Annotated in this window: 22 protein-coding genes; 6 read left to right on the top strand and 16 right to left on the bottom strand. The window is 69.4% G+C overall.

What is annotated here, in order from left to right:
* Positions 1-34 precede the first annotated feature (34 nt).
* The gene (locus ACFVY3_RS00235; protein ID WP_400158367.1) at positions 35-532 is read right to left on the bottom strand and encodes an SRPBCC domain-containing protein; all 498 of its coding nucleotides are present in this window, start codon (positions 530-532) and stop codon (positions 35-37) included.
* A 32-nt stretch (positions 533-564) separates the two neighbouring features.
* Positions 565-933 carry an ArsR/SmtB family transcription factor gene (locus tag ACFVY3_RS00230; protein ID WP_400158366.1) on the bottom strand — a complete coding sequence of 123 codons (369 nt, stop codon included), beginning with the start codon at positions 931-933 and terminating at the stop codon, positions 565-567.
* Between the two features lie 130 nt (positions 934-1063).
* On the opposite strand from ACFVY3_RS00230, the gene ACFVY3_RS00225 reads away from it, so the two are divergent.
* Entirely contained in the window at positions 1064-2155 is a 1092-nt protein-coding gene (locus ACFVY3_RS00225) for a type I restriction endonuclease (RefSeq protein WP_400158365.1), read from the top strand.
* 12 nt (positions 2156-2167) lie between these two features.
* On the opposite strand, the gene ACFVY3_RS00220 is transcribed toward ACFVY3_RS00225, so the two are convergent.
* The 3 genes from ACFVY3_RS00220 to ACFVY3_RS00210 form a co-directional block, all read right to left on the bottom strand.
* Positions 2168-4153: an ATP-binding protein gene (locus ACFVY3_RS00220; protein ID WP_400158364.1), complete on the bottom strand. Its 1986-nt coding sequence runs from the start codon at positions 4151-4153 to the stop codon at positions 2168-2170.
* Between the two features lie 111 nt (positions 4154-4264).
* Complete coding sequence (locus tag ACFVY3_RS00215) at positions 4265-4711, bottom strand: STAS/SEC14 domain-containing protein (RefSeq protein WP_290256239.1); 447 nt, start codon at positions 4709-4711, stop codon at positions 4265-4267.
* A 49-nt stretch (positions 4712-4760) separates the two neighbouring features.
* Entirely contained in the window at positions 4761-7076 is a 2316-nt protein-coding gene (locus ACFVY3_RS00210) for a glycosyltransferase family 2 protein (protein WP_400158363.1), read from the bottom strand.
* 214 nt (positions 7077-7290) lie between these two features.
* Between ACFVY3_RS00210 and ACFVY3_RS00205 the strand changes: the two genes are divergently transcribed.
* The 3 genes from ACFVY3_RS00205 (at position 7291) to ACFVY3_RS00195 (ending at position 9570) form a co-directional block, all read left to right on the top strand.
* A complete protein-coding gene (locus ACFVY3_RS00205; RefSeq protein ID WP_400158362.1) occupies positions 7291-8871 on the top strand; it encodes a chitinase in 1581 nt (526 codons plus the stop codon).
* A gap of 54 nt (positions 8872-8925) precedes the next feature.
* A complete protein-coding gene (locus tag ACFVY3_RS00200; protein ID WP_290256242.1) occupies positions 8926-9132 on the top strand; it encodes a DUF2945 domain-containing protein in 207 nt (68 codons plus the stop codon).
* A gap of 234 nt (positions 9133-9366) precedes the next feature.
* The gene (locus tag ACFVY3_RS00195) at positions 9367-9570 is read left to right on the top strand and encodes a hypothetical protein (protein WP_290256243.1); all 204 of its coding nucleotides are present in this window, start codon (positions 9367-9369) and stop codon (positions 9568-9570) included.
* Between the two features lie 7 nt (positions 9571-9577).
* On the opposite strand, the gene ACFVY3_RS00190 is transcribed toward ACFVY3_RS00195, so the two are convergent.
* Both ACFVY3_RS00190 and ACFVY3_RS00185 read right to left on the bottom strand, forming a co-directional pair.
* Positions 9578-10537: a diguanylate cyclase domain-containing protein gene (locus ACFVY3_RS00190; protein ID WP_400158361.1), complete on the bottom strand. Its 960-nt coding sequence runs from the start codon at positions 10535-10537 to the stop codon at positions 9578-9580.
* On the bottom strand, positions 10534-11349 hold the full coding sequence (locus tag ACFVY3_RS00185; RefSeq protein ID WP_400158360.1) for an alpha/beta fold hydrolase: 816 nt from the start codon (positions 11347-11349) through the stop codon (positions 10534-10536). Before ACFVY3_RS00185 ends, ACFVY3_RS00190 begins: the two co-directional genes overlap by 4 nt.
* 188 nt (positions 11350-11537) lie before the next feature.
* Here ACFVY3_RS00185 and ACFVY3_RS00180 point away from each other — a divergent pair, with 188 nt between their 5' ends.
* Together ACFVY3_RS00180 and ACFVY3_RS00175 are read left to right on the top strand one after the other, a co-directional pair.
* Complete coding sequence (locus ACFVY3_RS00180; RefSeq protein WP_400158359.1) at positions 11538-11918, top strand: hypothetical protein; 381 nt, start codon at positions 11538-11540, stop codon at positions 11916-11918.
* On the top strand, positions 11915-12925 hold the full coding sequence (locus ACFVY3_RS00175) for a serine/threonine-protein kinase (protein ID WP_400158358.1): 1011 nt from the start codon (positions 11915-11917) through the stop codon (positions 12923-12925). Before ACFVY3_RS00180 ends, ACFVY3_RS00175 begins: the two co-directional genes overlap by 4 nt.
* A 14-nt stretch (positions 12926-12939) precedes the next feature.
* On the opposite strand, the gene ACFVY3_RS00170 is transcribed toward ACFVY3_RS00175, so the two are convergent.
* The 9 genes from ACFVY3_RS00170 to ACFVY3_RS00130 all read right to left on the bottom strand — a co-directional run bounded on the left by ACFVY3_RS00170 (position 12940) and on the right by ACFVY3_RS00130 (position 17105).
* Positions 12940-13329, bottom strand: coding sequence for a hypothetical protein (locus tag ACFVY3_RS00170; protein ID WP_400158357.1), 390 nt, complete (start codon positions 13327-13329; stop codon positions 12940-12942).
* On the bottom strand, positions 13326-13937 hold the full coding sequence (locus ACFVY3_RS00165; RefSeq protein ID WP_400158356.1) for an Asp23/Gls24 family envelope stress response protein: 612 nt from the start codon (positions 13935-13937) through the stop codon (positions 13326-13328). The genes ACFVY3_RS00170 and ACFVY3_RS00165 overlap by 4 nt, the downstream gene beginning before the upstream one ends.
* Positions 13934-14524: an RNA polymerase sigma factor gene (locus ACFVY3_RS00160; protein ID WP_400158355.1), complete on the bottom strand. Its 591-nt coding sequence runs from the start codon at positions 14522-14524 to the stop codon at positions 13934-13936. The genes ACFVY3_RS00165 and ACFVY3_RS00160 overlap by 4 nt, the downstream gene beginning before the upstream one ends.
* 108 nt (positions 14525-14632) lie before the next feature.
* Positions 14633-14863 carry a CsbD family protein gene (locus ACFVY3_RS00155; RefSeq protein WP_290256251.1) on the bottom strand — a complete coding sequence of 77 codons (231 nt, stop codon included), beginning with the start codon at positions 14861-14863 and terminating at the stop codon, positions 14633-14635.
* Positions 14864-14925: 62 nt separating this feature from the next.
* The gene (locus ACFVY3_RS00150) at positions 14926-15531 is read right to left on the bottom strand and encodes a hypothetical protein (RefSeq protein WP_400158354.1); all 606 of its coding nucleotides are present in this window, start codon (positions 15529-15531) and stop codon (positions 14926-14928) included.
* A complete protein-coding gene (locus ACFVY3_RS00145) occupies positions 15528-16109 on the bottom strand; it encodes a hypothetical protein (RefSeq protein ID WP_400158353.1) in 582 nt (193 codons plus the stop codon). Before ACFVY3_RS00145 ends, ACFVY3_RS00150 begins: the two co-directional genes overlap by 4 nt.
* Positions 16106-16447, bottom strand: a complete 342-nt coding sequence (locus ACFVY3_RS00140; protein WP_290256254.1) for a hypothetical protein — start codon at positions 16445-16447, stop codon at positions 16106-16108. The genes ACFVY3_RS00145 and ACFVY3_RS00140 overlap by 4 nt, the downstream gene beginning before the upstream one ends.
* Entirely contained in the window at positions 16444-16635 is a 192-nt protein-coding gene (locus tag ACFVY3_RS00135) for a DUF2273 domain-containing protein (RefSeq protein WP_400158352.1), read from the bottom strand. The genes ACFVY3_RS00140 and ACFVY3_RS00135 overlap by 4 nt, the downstream gene beginning before the upstream one ends.
* The gene (locus ACFVY3_RS00130; protein ID WP_400158351.1) at positions 16632-17105 is read right to left on the bottom strand and encodes an Asp23/Gls24 family envelope stress response protein; all 474 of its coding nucleotides are present in this window, start codon (positions 17103-17105) and stop codon (positions 16632-16634) included. The genes ACFVY3_RS00135 and ACFVY3_RS00130 overlap by 4 nt, the downstream gene beginning before the upstream one ends.
* Between the last annotated feature and the right edge of the window lie 144 nt (positions 17106-17249).

The following is a 17249-nucleotide window of genomic DNA, read 5'->3' as shown; positions in this document are numbered from 1 at the left end:
CCCGGTTCAGGCGGACCGGTTCAGGGCGCGCCGCTCAGGCGCGCGCAGGTTCGACAAGGAGCGCGTCGACCTGGCCGAGTGCGCCCTTCATGCCTTCCTCCATGCCCATGGCGACGATCTTTTCCATCTGTTCCGGGGTTTCGAAGGTTGAGACCACGCTCATGCGGGTGCGGCCGCCAAGGTCTTCCAGGGTGACGACGCCGTGGATGGTGCCCATCTCCGCGACCGGCTCGCCGTCGTCGTCGGCGAAACCGTCATCGAACACCAGGCGGTGTGGGGCCTCCAGGGAGACGAAGCGCCACCACCCGCGGGCCTTCTCCCCCGCGGGTCCGGTCATGTAATAGGTAGCCTCCCCGCCGGGGACGAAGTCATGCTTTTCGAAGGTCGCCGGCCAGGTGGGCGGACCCCACCAGCGCTCGAGCTGCCGCGGATCCTCCCAGATCTGCCAGACGCGCTCGACTCCGGCGTCGAACTCCGCGATCACGGTGAGGCTGAGCGCCCCGGGATCCTGGGCTGAACTAATGACGGTCATTGTGTCCCCTTCCCTGCGATTGATGGTGCTGGTTAGTCCACGGTGGAGTCACTCCCCGGCGCGGGCGGCGTGCCTTCCGCGAGGAGGTCCGCGATCCGGTCCGAGCGTTGCCTCCAGATGTTTTCGTAGTCGTCCAGAAGGCGCCGGACCCGTTGCAGTCCGTCGTGGTTGGCCCGCACGATCTGCTCCCGTCCGTGTTTCTGCTTGGTCACCAGGGTGGCGCGCTCCAGGACGGCAACGTGCTTTTGGACGGCGGCGAAGCTCATCGCGTAACGCTCGGCGAGGCCGGAAACCGAAGACTCCGACGCCGTCACCCGCCGCACGATGTCCCGCCGGGTGGCGTCGGCAAGGGCCTGGAACACCCGGTCCGCCGCCTCTTCACTCAACTGATCTGCAACCATTTGGTTGTAGAATAGGCCGCTTCCCGATGACCGTCAAGGGTTTCTGTCAACCCGGAGGCGGCCCGATCCGAAGAATTGTCACGGCACTGCGTTAGATTGACTGCACAATCACTCACATACAGGGGGACGTATGGATTTTGCAGAGAAGCTATCGGCGCTCGCGGCAAAGGTGCGGCAGCAAAGAGAAGCCATCCAGACCGAGGAAGCCACGAAGAATGCCTTCGTGATGCCGTTCATTTCAACCATTCTTGGCTACGACGTCTTCAACCCGCTGGAGGTCGTGCCGGAGTTCATCGCCGACGTCGGACTCAAGAAGGGCGAGAAGATCGACTACGCGATCGTCAAAGACGGCGAAGTCCAAATGCTGATCGAGTGCAAGAAATCGACGGAGCCTGTAAAGATCGAGCACGCCTCGCAACTCTTCCGCTACTTCGCGGTGACAAACGCACGCATCGCCATCCTGACGAACGGCGAGGTCTACCAGTTCTTCACGGACCTGGACGCGCCCAACCGAATGGACGCCAAGCCCTTCCTGGTGCTGGACCTCAATGACATCGACGAGACACTCATCCCGGAGCTCAGGAAGCTATCCAAGGACGTCTTTGACCTCGACAGCATTATCAATGCCGCTGGCGAACTCAAGTACATCGGCGAAATTAAGCGGACCCTGGCCGCTCAGTTCAGGGAGCCGGAGGACGAGTGGGTGAAGTTCCTGACGGGCCGTGTCTACAGCGGCGCCTACACCCAAAAAGTGAGGGAACAATTCACGGCTCTTGTTACTAAGGCCGCCAAGCAGTACCTGAACGACCAGGTCAACGATCGTCTGAAGAAGGCGCTCGGAACTCCTAACTTCCCGCAGACCGAGGATCCGGCGGCAGCAGCGACTGTCACCAGCGCCCCCGTTGCTGTGGCCGACCTTGAGGCCGCCGACGGTATCGAGACGACGCTGGAGGAAATCGAGGGCTACCAGATTGTGCGTGCGATCGTCTGCAGCGAGGTAAAGCCGGCCCGCGTCTCGCAGCGTGATGCGAAGTCGTACTTTGCGGTGCTTCTCGACGACAACAACCGCAAGCCGATTGCCCGGCTGCACTTTAACCGCTCGCAGAAGTACCTCGGCCTCTTCGGGAGCGATAAGGAGGAGACCCGCGTCCCGATAAACTCACTGGAGGAGATTTACGAACACACGGAGGCGTTGCGCGCGAGCGTCCGCAACTATCTCTGACGCCCGCGGGCATTAGCCCAGGAAAGTCCGGTGGACGTCGCTGCCGTAGCGGCGAACGATGTCCCGCCGGGCGGCCTGGAACGCTTCAAGGTCGCCGCCGTGGCCGTGCTGGGCCGCCCGGCGCCGGGCTAGTTCGTCCGCGATGACGTCCAGGAACAGTTCGGCCAGCAGCAGCCTGGCCGAGTCGCGGAACCGGCCTCGACCGTCGACGTAGAGCCGCACGGTGGGGGCCGCGGTGTTGATAATGACCTTGCGCTCCGCGGCGCTGTACACCGCCCGGTCCGCGCCGTCGGGCAGGCTGCGGAACTCGTAGCCGGTGAACAGGTCCATGCCGTGGTCCCGGTTGGGCCGTGGCCTGGCCCGGGAGTCGCCCGGCGCAGCCACGGCCCCGGCGTGCGCCGGCTGGTCACCGGCGTGCCGGGACGCCTGCTCGGCGATGACGATCTCGCAAGTGGCCCAGTGATCCCCGGCCCTCGCGGTGAGGGTGCCCCGATCCCCCGCCCGGTCCCCGGTGACCGTCCAGACCAGCCGTCCCGGTTCATCGCTTCCCAGAGTGTCCGGCCCCTCGAGATGGATGGACGGTGGCAGCTCGGGGTCGACGGCAAGACCCGTGGCAGGGACGTCCGCACCGGGCGGCAGCAGCGCGGGGTCGAGCAGCAGTCCCACGTGAAACGCATGCCCCGGCGGGCGGTAGTAGAACGGCGTCGTGAACCGCAGTGCCGGGCCCGCGCCGGGTGCGTCGGCGTCCCGGGTGGCTTGGGCGAAGACGCCGGCGGCGGCCTGTCCGGTGCCGGGCGTCAAGGAAGGAACCTCGGGCTCCGTCTGCAGGCCGAGGTCGACGACGGCGGCGCGGTTCATGTGCCGCAGCAGCTCCTCGATCATCTCCGCGGTCCGGCCCGAGGTGGTGGCCCGCTCCAAATGTGAGAGTTTCTCCCGCTCAGCCAGTACGGCGGGGGCCAGCGCCGCGCTGACGGCCCGCGAGAAGGCCTCCACGAAGGGATCCCGGGCGTTGAGGCCTTCCCGCTCGTCGCTGATGACCGCGCGGCCGTGGCCCAGCATGTCGGTCAGGGCATCGCAGCGGACCTCCCCGAAGAGGTACTCCGTGCCCACTTGGTTCTCGAAGTCGAACAGCTGGCAGTCCAGGACGGCCTGGCCGGAGAGCACCACCAGCCCGTTGGTCCTCTCGTCGCCGCGGCTGATGAGCTCGGTCCCGGAGGCCCGCTTCACGGTCAGGGTGAACGGGTAGTCCCGGCCCTCGAAGGGCACCGTCCCGGCCAGCCCGGGCCCGATGAGGACCTCGGCCGCGGGCTCGGTGATCAGGACGGATTCGGGGCTGTCCGCGCCGGAGCCGGGGTGGCCCGCGGACAACTCCACCGTGCGCCGGCCCAGCACCGCCCGCAGGTAAAAGTTGTTGGCCAGGGACTGACGCAGGGTGTGGTGCTGGCTGATCACCACACGGGGGTTCTCGACGACGATCGTCACCCGGGTACCGTGCCCCGCCGTCGGCCCGTCCGTCATCAGCCCCAGCCGCGCATAGTCCGCGGGGAGGGCCGGGCGGCTCCCGCCGCCGTCGTACAGGTACCCGCCGTTGCCGCCGCGGAAGATGTCGATCCGGGTGAAGCGCCCGTCCTGGACGGTTTCCAGCCAGCCGTGGCCCAGCCCGAAGACTGCCTGTTTCAGGCCCCGGCCGAAGTAGCCGCGGCCATTGCCCTCGCCGCGGGCCAGCGGGCTGTGCGCCCCGCCGTAGCTGAGGATGCTGCGGGCCTGCCCGAAGCTCATGCCCTCCGCCTGGTCGGCGACCGTGAGCACGGCGCCGGTAAGGTGCCGTTCGTAGCTGACCCGGATCCGGCCCGGGACCGCTGCGCCGGCGCGCTCCATCCGGGCGTAGCTTTCGTCGCTGTTGGTGATGAGTTCCACCAGCGCCTTCTCCTCCGACGCGAAGCGCCGCGAATCGATCCCGATCACGCGCTGGTCAACCTGTATTTCGGCGACGCCCATGGCACTCCCTCGCTTGGCGCCCCGCCGCAGGCGGCGGATCACAGCGCGGCGGGTCACGTCCTGGCCGGGCCCCTAGTCCGGGTCGACGGCCGTTACGGGGAGGCTACCAGTTCAGCGGTTCGCGGCGTCAGAGTATCCCGGGGCCGGGTTTCCGGCGGCCAGGCCGCCGGTTTCCGGGCCTTCGGAGTCCTCGAGGAACCCGCGCAGCCAGGCCAGCGCCTCGGCCCGGGAGGTGAAGAACTCGTGCGGGTAGTCGGTGTCCCGGCTGGTGGCCGCGGCGATCACCCGGTCCACCGCGCTGGAGCCCAGCACCGCGATGGCCAGGACGTCGGAGGACTTCGCGAACTCGTACCGGGCCGCCGCGCTGATTTCGACGTCGGTCATCACCGAGAGCATCGGCATGCGGCCGCTCCCGGTGATCGCGGCGGTCGCCTTGAGGGCGTCCCGCGCGTCGGCGATGTCTACGAACGAGCCCGGCGCCCAGGAGGACTCGATGATGCCGTCGGTGACCGTCAGCGAGTTCTTCCCGTTCGCAGCGAGGATCGTTTCGGCCGTCATCCGGCCCATTGTAGGCGCGGCGCGCAGTGGCAGCGTGTCAACACCCCGGTCAGCGGACGCCGGCACGCCTGCGGCGGTCCTTCTTGCCGCGCAGGTCCCGGTTAAGCCGGCGGTCGCCGTGGTACAGGATGGACTCCCAGTCGATCTCCTCGGGAGCCTTCGGCACGATCGCCGGAGCCTCGGCGCGGGGGGCCTTGGGCCTGACGTAAAGCCAGTTCAGCACGCCCAGGAAGATATCCACGATGGAGTTCCGGACCCCGATGTAGGCCACGATCGCATAGGTGGCCATGACCGCGTTGAACGCCGCGAACACCGCGTTGGCCCAGTTCTGCAGGGAGACGTCCCGCCAGACGGTGAAGAGTGAGAACGCCACGATCGCGTACGGGGCCAGGACGTAGATCGCGGGGGCGGCGGTCCGGTCCTTGACCTTGGGCGTGCGGGCGAACGGGATCTTGTCCCCGGTCAGCGCCTGCTGCAGCGACTTGATGACGCCGGCCAGGTTGACCGGCATGAGCACCAGGTTGAACCCGTAGATCCGGAAGATGTCGCTGAAACGGTGGCCGGAATCGCGGAGGTCGCTGCCCATCGCCAGGAAGTAGGGCAGGGCTGCGAGGAACACCAGCGGGCTGAGCAGCCGGCTGTCGTAGGGGTAGGCCAGTAGGAAGAGCAGGCCGAAGCTGGCCCAGGTGATGGAGGCCATGTAGTTCACCCGCAGCATGACCTCGCGGCCGCGCACGTTCCGGTCGGTGCCGCGGCGGCGCCGGATGGTGTCCCAGAGCTTGGGCAGGATCAGCAGGCCGCCGTTGGCCCAGCGCCGGCGCTGCACCACCAGGGACCCGAAGTCCGGCGGGGTGGCGCTGTAGCTGAGGCGTTCGGGGTAGTTGACCAGGTCCCAGCCCTCGCGGCCGAGGTCCACGCTGGATTCGGTGTCCTCGATGACGGTCCGGTCTTGGATATAGGTCCGCACCTCGAAGCCGCCCTCGGAGGAGATCTCCACGATGTCCTCAAGCGCCACCTTGCGGATCACGGCGTTGGCGCCCACCCAGAAGGTCGCGCCGTAGCGGGTCATGCCCTGGTGCTGGATGTGCTGGAGGTCGGTCGAGGCGCCGGCGACGCGCTCGATACGGGTCGGGGCGCCGCGGAAGGAGGAGTACGGGGTCTGGGTGACGGCGACCCGTTCGTTGCCCGGGGATTCCAGGAACGCGACCAGGCGCAGGCAGTAGTCGCGCAGCAGCAGCGAGTCGGCGTCGAGGGTCAGGACGTAGGTGCTGTCGGCCACGACCAGGTCGCCGGGCGCCGGCTCTGTGGCCTGCCGCAAGACGGTCCCGTCCGCGGTCTGTTCCTGCCGCCAGCGGTGGCCCATCAGGCTCAGGTAGGAGTTCAGGTTCATCGCCTTGTTCGCCTCGTGCGAGAGGCTGACGTACTTCTTGCGCTCGAACGAGGCGACGCGGGCGTTGAAGATCCAGGTCAGGCGGGCGTAGAGCTCGCGCATCCGCGGACGCTCGGGGACGGCGCTCTGGGCCTGGGCGGCGTGCAGGGCGGTCAGGACCAGCCGGAGTTCGCGGGCCAGGCCCATGAGGACCAGGTCCACGAAGAACTCATCGACGTGGTCCTCGACGCGTTCGGCCTCTGCCATGCCTTCGAGCCAGCCGGCGGCGTATTCGTATTCGTCGATGAGCGCGCGCAGGCCGGCGTCGCCGTGCTCCCCGCCCGCTTCGAAGGCCGCCAGTGCCGCGTTCAGCCGGGTGGCGGGTTCCTTCAGCGTCCGGGTGATGTTGGCGGCCAGGTCGCGGGTGGCCTGCAACCGTTCCTGGTCCGCCGGGTCGGTCGGGAAGGGCGGGTCATCGAGCAGCAGCACCACGGAAAGGTCGGGGAATTCCTGCAGCGCGGCGGACCACAGTGTGGCCCGGACCACCTGCGGCTCCTCGGCGTAGGAGGGGACCAGGACGGTGACGGAGGAGTGGTAGTCGGCGAAATGGCGGTCCAGTTCGCCGCGGGGGATCCTGCGGTGGTCGCGGAAGCGGTTAAGCGCGCCCTGGCGGGCCAGCAGGTACATCAGCGCCGAAAAAGTCAGGAATGTTACGACGACGACGTAGGAGACGGATTCGGCACGGAACCGGAACCCGGCGGTGGGGTCGTTGATGAGCTGCCGCAGCACGGTGGTCACCACATAGGCGAGCCAGGCCAGGACGGTGACGACGATGCCGACCCGGCCAAGGATGATTTTCCGGCGCGACGGCTCGGGGTGGACGATGGCCAGGGGCTCTGACCGCCGTTCCGCACCCCATTGGCGTTTCCGGGTTTTCGACGCCGCGTCATCGGCGTCCAGGTCTTCGGGCCGAGGCGCGGCCAGGACGTCAGTCATACTTCCCCATCTGCATATGTGTACCCCCAGCGGACACACGTCAGGCCGCGCTGTCCGCCATTGCACACCGCGATCTGCCCTTATACTAAGCGCACGACCCCGAATTATCAGTCCCCCGGCCGAAGATCGTTACCGGCGGGAGACCCTTGATTTGGCGGCGTATCCGCATTAGGGGGTTGCCGGACAGCTCTCCGACAAGCATTGGGGTAATTCTGTGTCTAACCGCTTTCCCGGACGCCGCCTTTCCAAGCTGCGGCTGGGGATCCTGATCCTGGTCGTGGCGGTCCTCGCCGGCGGCTCCTACCTGGGCCTGCGTTCCTTCCAGGACGCCAACGCCGCCTCTTCCATCCCGTCCGTGTTCTCGGGCTACGTGGATGTGACGGCCACGCCGCGGTTCGCGTTCGAGACCCCCACCACGCCCGAGGCGAAGGGCACCGTGCTGTCCTTCATCGTCGCGGACAAGCAGAACCCCTGCGTCCCGTCCTGGGGCGCCGCCTACGGCCTGGCCCAGGCCGAGTCGGACCTTGACCTGGACCGCCGCATCGCCCGGCTGCGCCAGGCCGGCGGCTCAGTGTCCGTGTCCTTCGGCGGCCTGACCAACAGCGAACTGGCGCTCGCCTGCACGGACCAGGACCGGCTCACCGGCGCCTACCGCGACGTCGTCGAACGCTACGACCTCGCCTCGATCGACCTCGACGTCGAGGGGGCCGCGCTCAGTGACACCGCCTCGCTGGACCGCCGCGGCAAGGCCGTCGCCGCCCTCCAGCAGCAGCGCTCGGGCGCCGGCAAGAACCTCGACGTCTGGCTTACCCTCCCGGCGGACCCCAACGGCCTGACCGAGGCCGGGCGCGACGCCGTGGCCCGCACCCTCCGCGCCGGCGTAACGCTGACGGGCGTGAACATCATGACGATGGACTTCGGCGGCAGCAAGCAGCCGGGACAGTCCATGTACCAGGCCTCCGCGTCCGCCGCCGACGCCGCCCACAAGCAGCTCCAGGCCCTGTACCGCGACAACGGCGAGGACCTCGGCACGGACACCACCTGGCGCCGGCTGGGACTGACGCCGATGATCGGCCAGAACGACATTGCCGGCGAAATCTTCACCCTGGACGACGCGGCCGCACTCAACGCCTACGCCAAGTCCAAGGGCGTGGGCCGGGTGTCCATGTGGTCCCTGAACCGCGACCGCACCTGCGGCAGCAACTACCCCGACGTCACCAAGGTCTCGGACAGCTGCAGCGGCATCAACCAGGGCAGCTCCTCCTTCTCGACGGTCCTCGGCGCCGACGTCATCCCGACCCGCAGCGCCGACGCACCCGCACCGGCGGCCTCCGCGACCCCCACTGCCACCGATGACCCCTCCACCAGCCCGTACCCGGTGTGGAACCAGACGTCCCGCTACGTCAGCGGCGACCGGATCGTCTGGCATGGCAACGTCTACGAGGCCAAGTGGTGGACCCAGGGCGACAGCCCTGACAACCCCGTGGAACAGGGCGCAGCCGTGCCGTGGAAGCTGATCGGCCCGGTTCTGCCCGGCGACCGCCCCAGCCCCCGCGCCACGGTCCCGGCCGGCACCTACCCGGACTGGTCTCCGACCACCGTGTACCAGCGCGGCACCCGGATTCTCTTCGACGGGTACGCCTTCGAGGCCAAGTGGTGGAGCCAAGGCGACAGCCCGCAGGCCATGCTCGAGGGCGCCCCGGACTCCCCTTGGCTCAAGCTCACGGCAGCCCAGCTGCAGTCGCCGTCGGCAACGGCGTCGGCGACTGCCTCCCCCACCGCGTCCGGGAAGTAGCGGCCGCGGCTTCCCCTTCCGTCCGACCCGATCCATCCAACCGAAGGAGCACCCGTGTCACTGCGCAAAGGAATGTCCGTGGAGTGGAACTCGCCCCAGGGAAAGACCCACGGCAAGATCGTGGAAAAGAAGACCAGCGACTTCGAGTTGGACGGCAATACGCACCGGGCCAGCGAAGACGAGCCGCAGTACGTAGTGGAGTCGGCCAAGACCGGCGCCCGCGCAGCCCACAAGGCCTCGGCCCTGACCGAAAAGAAGTAACCGCCGGGCCGCCCCGCCCGGGCATGTGACCATTCTCACCTGCAATATTCGACTTCTGGCTTGAGGGCCCTTCCGGCCGCTGTGCATCATGGAAATCCATACTGGTGGACGCAACGGGGCCACACCGGTGGGCTTTCCAGCCGCCCTGGTCCCGGGTTTTTCCGGTGTGGACTGACGGCGGCTCCGCACCGGTGCGGCAGCCGGAGATCCGGATCAAGAATGGAAGCCTGAACAATGACGTTTGAAACTGCCACCACCGTGACCCACAAATTCTGGGACCGTGCCACGATGCACCACGAGCTGGACGCCCTGGTCCACGAACACTCGGTCCGGCACAACACCGCCAAGTCCAATGTCGCCGTCCACGCCAGCGGCCCCAACACCTTTACGCTCAGCGTGCAGCACGGCGCGGGCAACCTTGAGGCGGCGTCCGCCTAGGATCCGGCTAACCGGCCGCTGACCGCATGGCCGTCTTGGCCCGGTACATATCCTGGTCAGCGCCGGCAAGCAATGAGGCGGCAAGATCGTGGACCCGGTCCGCTCCGGCGGCCGGGTCCACTGCCGTTTCCGCCTGGCCCACCGCGATCGACAACGGCAGCGTGGCGCCTTCGACTGCCAATGGGGCCGCCAGGCAGCCCCGGACCCGTACCGCCACGGCGTCGAGCTCTGCCGCGGTCACCAGGTCCGGAACCAGGATGACGAACTCGTCCCCGCTGTACCGGGTCACCATGTCGGAACCGCGGACCGCACCGGACAGCATCCGGGCCACGTGCTCCAGCACCCGGTCCCCCGCGGCGTGGCCCAGGGAGTCATTGACGAGCTTGAAGTCGTTGACGTCGCAGAACAACAGCCCCACGCGCCCGCCGTCGTCCCCGGCCCTCGCCAGGGCCGCAATCAGGCTCTCCTGCAGGTGCCGGCGGTTCGGCAGCCCCGTGAGCGGGTCGTGGAGCGCCCGGTGGTGCGCCTCCCGCAACAGGGCAGCCCGCTCCGCGGCGGCGTCCTCCAGCTGCCGATGGGCGGCGGCCAGCTCGCATTCGTAACGCCGCCGTTCCGGTGCGGCGTAGAAAATCGCCAGGTCCCGCATCGCTCCCCCGATTTCGGTCCGCGTCACCGTGAGCAAGACTGGCCGCCGCTCCCCATCCGGCCCCAGCAGCGAGACCGCCAGCTCGGACAGCTGGCCTTCCCGGTCCAGGACCGGGCCGGCGTGGGTCCGGAACATCAGCCGGTCCCCGGCGGGGAAAAGGTCAAGCAGCCGCGTCCCCGCCAGGGCGCCCGGCAACGCCCCGGCCCAGCGGGTGAGGGTGGCGTTCGCGGCCTCGATCACGCCGTCGGTCCCGGCGACGGCGTATCCGGCCGGCGCGGCGTGGAAGAGTTCGCCGTAGTCCAGCGGCGCGGGCCCGGTCACGACGCTGCCAGGAAGTCGAGCATGGCGGCCGCGGTCTCCTCGGGCGCACTGGACTGCGGGAAGTGGCCGGTGGCGGCGAGGCGGACCAGCGTGCCGTGGGCCAGGTTCTCCTGAAGGTAGGCGCCTACCGAATCGGGGGTGACGACGTCGTCCGTCGCCTGCAGCACCAGGGTCGGAACCAGAACCCCGGAAAGCAGGTGGCGGGTGTCGGAGAGGAAGGCCACCCGGGCGAAGTCCCGGGCCACGCGCGGCCCGATGCGGCCGAAGCTGCCCTGGACCTCACGGTCCAGCTCGGGGGCGTCGGGGACGTTCATATAGACCGGCGCCATGGACTCTGCCCACACCAGATAGTTCGAATCCAGGGACCGGAAAAGATCGTCAAGGTCGCCGCGGCTGAACCCGCCCTCGTAGCCCTGGTCCGGGTGGTCCAGGTAGCAGGGCGAGGCGGTCAACAGGATCAGGCGCCCGAAGCGGTCCGCGCCGTCGCGTGCCGCGGCGCTGACCGCCATCATGGACCCCACGCTGTGTCCCACCAGCGTCGCGTCCCGCAGCTCGAGCCGGGCACAGACCTCCAGCAGGTCGTCCACGTAGGCCTCCAGCGAGGCGTAGCGGCCGGAATCGTAGGACGCCTTGTCCGAGCCGCCCGAGCCGACGTGGTCCAGCAGCACCACGCGGTACCGGTCCTTGAAGGCGGGAAGGATCCGGCGCCAGATCGATTGATCCGTTCCGAAGCCGTGCGCGAAGACCAGCGCCGGGCCGTCCTCAGGACCCAGGGTCCGGACGTTGTTGCGGACCAGCACATCGGTTACCACGTGATCATCCCGCCTTCTCACCGACCCTCGTCGGTCTCGTTGCTGCCCCTGCCGGCCGGCCTGGAAACGGCGGATGAGTCGTACCATCCTAGCCCCGGCCTGCCCCCGGCCTCGGAGCCGGGCTGGACAAGACAATAATACTAGTTAGACTAGCTACGTTGTCTCCTAGCTAATAGATCGGTGATCCCATGACGGCAGTCCTCGAACCCCAGCAGGCGGCCCCCGCCGCCTCATCAGTGCCCGTCGACGCCGCCCCGCAGCACTGCGGTGGGGCCATGGTGAAACGGAAAGCGTCGCTGGATTCCCTGCTCTGGGGCTTCCAGCTGCCGGGCTCCGCGGAGTGGATCTGCCCCTGCGGCTTCCGGCAGGACGCGGCCGCCGCCGGAGAACCGCTGCACGCCGTCCGCACCGCCGCGGCCCGGGTCGAGAGCCTGCAATGGGAGCTGGACGCTGCGAAGGACGAACTGCTGTCCGCCCTGCGCGCCGCGGCCGCTAACGGTTCGACCAGCACCGAGCTCATCGAGGCTGCCGGACTGCCCGACGACGAGTTCGCCCGGCTCCTGCTGTGACCTTCGCCCAAGTTCTCGGCGACCAACACCGTGCGGCCCGCCCCCTGCACCGTCGGACGCCCGGCCAAGCTCCGGCCACACACACGCCGCTCCCCGCCAAGCCCGGGACCTGCCCGGCGGCTACCCCCGGCATCGTCAGCCGGCCGGCGGGCACCCCCGCCGCCACGGGCACCGGCGCCGGCGAACGCCTCCTGGACGGCCGCTACCGCCTCGGGGACCTGTTGGGCCGCGGTTCCGAGGCGGACGTCTACCGGGCCACCGACCTGGCAGCGCGGGGTTCCGCCCCCGAGCTGGCAGTCAAAATCTTCCGCGCCGGGACCGTAGACGCCGCCTCGCCGTTTATCCGCGAAAGGGACCTCCACGGCCCCCTGCGGCACCGCGCGATCGTTCGGGTGCTGGGCCACGGCCGGGCGGCCGACGACGCCGCAACGGAGGCCGGCCGCGGCTACGTCGTCACCGAGCTGGTTGACGGCCCCGACCTGCGCTCCCACCTGCACGGCAACACCCTCAGCGCCCGGCAGGTGACCGTATGGTCGGCCGACATTGCCGGGGCACTGGCCCACCTTCACCGCCGCGGCATCGTGCACAACGACGTGAAGCCGGCCAACATCATCCTGGCCGGCCTCACATCCGGGGACACCGGCACAGGAGGCCGGGCCATGCTGACAGACTTCGGCATCGCCACGAGCGCCCGGCACCGGGCCAACAGCGCCACGTCCGGCACGCCCCACTACCTCAGCCCCGAGGCGGTCCACGGCACCGGGACCAGCAGCGCCAGCGACATCTATGCCCTGGGCCTGGTGATCTTCGAATGCCTCACCGGCATCAAGGCTTTCCCTGGTCCGGCGCTGGAATCGATGGTGGCCCGGACGCTGCGGCTGCCGCGGCTCCCGTCGACGGTCGGGCGACGCTGGTCCGTGCTGCTGCATGCGATGACCGATCCGGAACCCTCCCGCCGGCCCACAGCCGCGGCCGTCGCTCGCGCCCTGAAGCGCATCGACCGGTAATGCCGGCCGGGCGCTCATCCGGCGATGTGGACGACGGCAACCTCCACCGCACAGCGGCGGGGTTCCAGGTGTGCGCGGACCGCGGCTGCCGCTGCGCGTGCGACGTCGGGGGCGCGGTGTCCGGTGGCCACGCCGATGCGGGCCTTGACCGTGACGACGTCGCCGGAGGCGTCCACAGCCACCGGGTTGGGAGCCTCGCCGGTGACCGCGGCGTGGGCGGCGCCGGCAATGTTCTGCCACACCGGGTGGGCCGGGTAGAGCGTCTGGACGCCGTCGACCTGTTCGAGGGCCCGGTGCAATTCGCGTGCCACGGCACTGTCCGGCACGCCGTTGACAGCAGTGTCCGGTGCGACGGCCGGGGCGTGGTCCGAAGCGCTGGCGCTCGGGCGCAGGGGCTCGGTCATGGCTTCTCCTCCGGTGTGGTCTGGGTCCGGTCCGCCGATGGGGGCGGGGCCAGGATGTCGGTAATGGTGACGTCGATCGACGTGATGTTCAATTCGGTTTGCTGTGACAGCGTTTCCGCCAGCTGGCTGCGGAGCTCGGCCGCCCGTTGTTCCAACGGGTGGCCGTACACCACGGCCAGGTCCACGGAGACGGTCACCGGCGCCCCCGGGGTTCCTACGTCCCCGTGCAGCCGGCATTTTCCCGCCGCGGTCCCGGGCAACGCATCCGCCACGGAACGGATCACCGCTGAAATGGCGCCTTCCGTCTCGGACAGGATGTCGTCTGCATGGCCGCCGCGGACGGGAATGCTCCGCCCGGGCCTGAGTTCCAGCCGCAGGTTGTCCAGGATGGACTGCATCCAGTCGTCGGTCCCGGATCCCGCCGCCGCGATGTCGGCGTCGCGCAGGTCGGTGCCGAGCGCCGAGATGCTGCCCAGCGCCGCAAGTCCCGCCTGGCATTCCGGGCACTGATTGAGGTGTCCGGGGTCGGCGAACTCGCCGGTGTCCAGATACGTGCTGAGTTCGGCCAGGGTATGTCCGCAGTCGAGGGTGTCGTTGGGTGTACTCATCGCCATTCCTCCATTTCGCGCGCCAGGGTGACCCGCGCCCGTGCCAGCCTGCCGCGGACGCTCGCGGTGCTGATGTTCAGGGTCTGCGCGATGTCCTCGTAGCTTTGGTCGTTGAATTCCTTGAGCACCCAGCAGCGGCGCTGTTCCTCCGGCAGTGCGGCCAGCGCCCGCTTGAGTGCTTCGATCCGCGAGCCGCTGACAGCCGAAGATTCCGGGTCCGGGCTGGCGGGCCGGCCGGCCATGCCCGCGTCGAGGGCCTCCTCGACCGAGTCGACGTCGGTATGGAAGCGGCGGCGGCGCAGGTGGTCGATGCTGCGGCTGCCGGTGATGCGGAGCAGCCAGCCCCTGACCGCCGCGGGTTCCCGCAAAGTGTCGATCTGGCGCCAGGCCTGCATCAGCGCCTCCTGCACGACGTCATCGGCGTCGGCGAGGGAGCCGGTCAGGCGGCGTGCGGCGGCCCGCATCACGGGCCCGTGACGCCGGGCGAGGGTTTCGAAGGCCGCGGTGTCGCCGTCGGCGGCGCGGCCGGCAAGCAGCGCATCCGGGACGGCGTCCAGGTGGTGCGGCGCCGGGGGTGAACCAGTCACGTGTCTGTCGCTTTCATCGCGGGCCGTAGAGAGCGGGCCATAAAAGTGGGCCGGGCACCGGCCCGGGTACCCGTAGGGGGCGGCCCGGGCCGGGTGCGGCCGGTGGAACTAGTTCTTGCTGAAGCCTTCTTTGATCTTGCGCGCGGCTTCCCGGAGGTTGCCACCGACGTCGGCCGCGGCGTCCTTGATCTTCTCGCCGGCGTCCTGCAGCTGGGCTTTGGCCTGGTCCTGCTGGCCCTCGCGTTCCAGCTGTTCGTTGCCGGTCAGCTTGCCGGCACCCTCCTTGGCGGCGCCGAGGTGGTTGGTCACGGCGTTGTTGGCCTTGTCATCGATCCCCATGATCGTGTTCCTTTCCTATCGGTCGTGCTCGTGTGAGGGGTGGTGCTCTGTTCCGGTACCGGTCAGCGGGCGCGGTCTGCGCCGGCCACCCGGGACCGTACTCCGGTGGTGATTCGTACCAGGACCGGGACCGGATGCCCGATCAGCGCGTCGATGCCGCGGACCAGTTCCTCGGCGGTGTCCGCGAGTTCCCGCGGTGAGGCGCCCTTCCGGGCCTCCAGCCGGAGCCGCAGTCCGGTGCCGCGCCGGTTTTCCCAAGCGGAGACGTTGCTGCCGACCACCAGGCGGTTGCCGTCCAGCGCCTCGCCGACGGCGGTGCCGATGAGACCGGCGTCGATGGTGGTGGCTCCCCGGTCGCCGTCGTCGTCGCTGGCCAGCCGGGGAGTCCGGCCGCCGCCCTGGGAGGCGAGCCAGGCCACGGAAAGCGCGGCTGCGATGAGGAAGACGGCCACCGCGGCCACCGACCACCAGCTCCCGGGCCGTCCCGGCAGGGGCGCCGAGCCCAGTGCGGACCGGGCCTGGTCCGCCAGGAACGTGCCGGTGGCGGTCCAGCCGGCAGCGATGTCCGGGACCAGGCCGGCCGCGGCCGTCACGGCGCCGGCGGCCAGCAGGACCAGCCCGGCCAGCGCCAGCAGGATGCGGTTCAGTGCCCTGTTCGTGTTGCTCACTGTCCCAGCACTCCTTCCTTGAGGATCCGGACCGAGGGCGCGAGCCGGCGGTCCAGGCGGTAGGCGGCGAGTTCGCCGCCCACCGCCGCGTGGATGGCATCCCGGTCCGCGGGCACACCGGAGGTGGGGCGGACCTGGACCGTGACCGACCGGGAGGAAACCGTGGAGGTCACCTGGCCGGGAGTGAGCCCGGCGGCCAGCCGTGCCCGCCGGGAGACGGCGGCGGCTATAACCTCGTCGTCCACCACGACGGCGGTGCGGTCGCTTTCGAGGGCCCGCCGGGAGCGGCGGCCGCCCGCGAGCGCGGTGAGGAGCAGGGCCAGGCCCAGCAGCGCCACGCCCGCGCCGGCCGCGGCCAGCCCGGCCGGGATGGTGGCCTGGGGCAGTCCGGTCAGCCAGCGCCACAGCTGTCCCGGAGCGGCCAGCAGGGCGGGTTCGCCGAGCAGTCCCAGCACGGTCTCCAGCGCCAGCCAGAGGAAGAGGACGGCCAGCAGGATCGCGGTCACGGCCGAGACTGTCGCTCGGGAGGAGTGGGTTTCCCGCCGGAGAATCCGCCGGGTTGCCTGGTTCTGGTTCACGCCACTCTCCTTTCCTGGTGCTCGCGTGGGGTCTTGGCGCCGCTCAGCCGGATGTCCACTCGGCCCAGCTGCATCCCGGTCAGCTGCGGGGCGCGATCAAGGATGGCCTGCCGCGCTGCGCGGGATTGGTCGAAGAGGCTGACCGGCTGGTCCGACCGGGGGCCGAGCAGCGGCGGCACGGCCAGCTGCACGGTCACCGCGGCGGCCAGCTGGCCGGCGTCGTCGTCCATCTGGGCGGAGACGTTGCCCCGGGGAACCCCGAAGGCTTCTGCTGTGACCGCTTCGATGGTGTGCCGCAGGGCCGTCCCGGTGATCCGGGTGTGGCCGGTGCGGGTCATGACGATGAGCGCTTGCCGCGCAGGGCGTCCAGCACTCCGGCCAGGTCCAGCCGCCCCTCGGCGCTGCGGCCGAGGATGGCACCGATGCCCATGAACAGGGCGGTCAGGACCAGTCCCCAGAAGCCGAACGCCAAGGCGACGACCGCCAGGACGGCGCCGGCGGCGACGCCGGCTACCGTCGGGCTCATGCGACCCTCGGCTCGTTGGTGTCGTCGTCATCCTGGTCATCCGAGGGGACGTGAATGTCGGTGATGGTGATGTTGACCTCGGTGACCTCCATGCCGACCAGGTCCTCGACGGCGTTGTACACGGCGTCGCGGGCGTTATCGGCCACCTGCTGGAGCGGGTAGGGGTACTCGACGACGAGGGTCACGTCGACGGCAACCTGGGTCTGGCCGACCTCGACGCTGACACCCTGGGTGAGGTCCTTCTGGCCAACCTTCTCGCGCAGGGTGCCGAGGGCCCGGGCCGCGCCGCCGCCGAGGGCGTGGACGCCCTCGATCTCCTGGATGGCGATGCCGGCGATCTTGGCGACGACGCCGTCGGCCACCGTGGTGTTGCCGCGGCCGTCGTTCTTGGTGTGCTGGTTGGTGGTGGCGACCGCGGTGGACGTGGTCTTGGCCGGAACGTCTGCGGGGGTGTGCGTCTGGTTGGTCATTGCTATCACTCCTGTTCGTTGAGGGAGGCGCACTGATGCGCCGTCACTAGGAAGACGGGGCGGGCACGGGAATCCTCACGGTCGACTTCACGTGAGCTGCATCACAGTCTGGTGCGCAGTCAGGAGCGGGCCGGAACCGGCCCC

It is taken from the genome of Arthrobacter sp. BPSS-3 (genome assembly GCF_044628475.1).
Lineage (GTDB): Bacteria > Actinomycetota > Actinomycetes > Actinomycetales > Micrococcaceae > Arthrobacter.
This window is presented reverse-complemented; position numbering and strand designations above follow the sequence as displayed.

Excerpts from the sequence above, each read along its gene's own strand:
- ACFVY3_RS00235 (WP_400158367.1), bottom strand. The coding sequence starts at position 532 with ATGACCGTCATTAGTTCAGCCCAGGATCCCGGGGCGCTCAGCCTCACC.
- ACFVY3_RS00230 (WP_400158366.1), bottom strand. The coding sequence starts at position 933 with ATGGTTGCAGATCAGTTGAGTGAAGAGGCGGCGGACCGGGTGTTCCAG.
- ACFVY3_RS00225 (WP_400158365.1), top strand. The coding sequence starts at position 1,064 with ATGGATTTTGCAGAGAAGCTATCGGCGCTCGCGGCAAAGGTGCGGCAG.
- ACFVY3_RS00220 (WP_400158364.1), bottom strand. The coding sequence starts at position 4,153 with ATGGGCGTCGCCGAAATACAGGTTGACCAGCGCGTGATCGGGATCGAT.
- ACFVY3_RS00215 (WP_290256239.1), bottom strand. The coding sequence starts at position 4,711 with ATGACGGCCGAAACGATCCTCGCTGCGAACGGGAAGAACTCGCTGACG.
- ACFVY3_RS00210 (WP_400158363.1), bottom strand. The coding sequence starts at position 7,076 with ATGACTGACGTCCTGGCCGCGCCTCGGCCCGAAGACCTGGACGCCGAT.
- ACFVY3_RS00195 (WP_290256243.1), top strand. The coding sequence starts at position 9,367 with ATGACGTTTGAAACTGCCACCACCGTGACCCACAAATTCTGGGACCGT.
- ACFVY3_RS00180 (WP_400158359.1), top strand. The coding sequence starts at position 11,538 with ATGACGGCAGTCCTCGAACCCCAGCAGGCGGCCCCCGCCGCCTCATCA.
- ACFVY3_RS00170 (WP_400158357.1), bottom strand. The coding sequence starts at position 13,329 with ATGACCGAGCCCCTGCGCCCGAGCGCCAGCGCTTCGGACCACGCCCCG.
- ACFVY3_RS00165 (WP_400158356.1), bottom strand. The coding sequence starts at position 13,937 with ATGAGTACACCCAACGACACCCTCGACTGCGGACATACCCTGGCCGAA.
- ACFVY3_RS00155 (WP_290256251.1), bottom strand. The coding sequence starts at position 14,863 with ATGGGGATCGATGACAAGGCCAACAACGCCGTGACCAACCACCTCGGC.
- ACFVY3_RS00140 (WP_290256254.1), bottom strand. The coding sequence starts at position 16,447 with ATGACCCGCACCGGCCACACCCGGATCACCGGGACGGCCCTGCGGCAC.
- ACFVY3_RS00135 (WP_400158352.1), bottom strand. The coding sequence starts at position 16,635 with ATGAGCCCGACGGTAGCCGGCGTCGCCGCCGGCGCCGTCCTGGCGGTC.
- ACFVY3_RS00130 (WP_400158351.1), bottom strand. The coding sequence starts at position 17,105 with ATGACCAACCAGACGCACACCCCCGCAGACGTTCCGGCCAAGACCACG.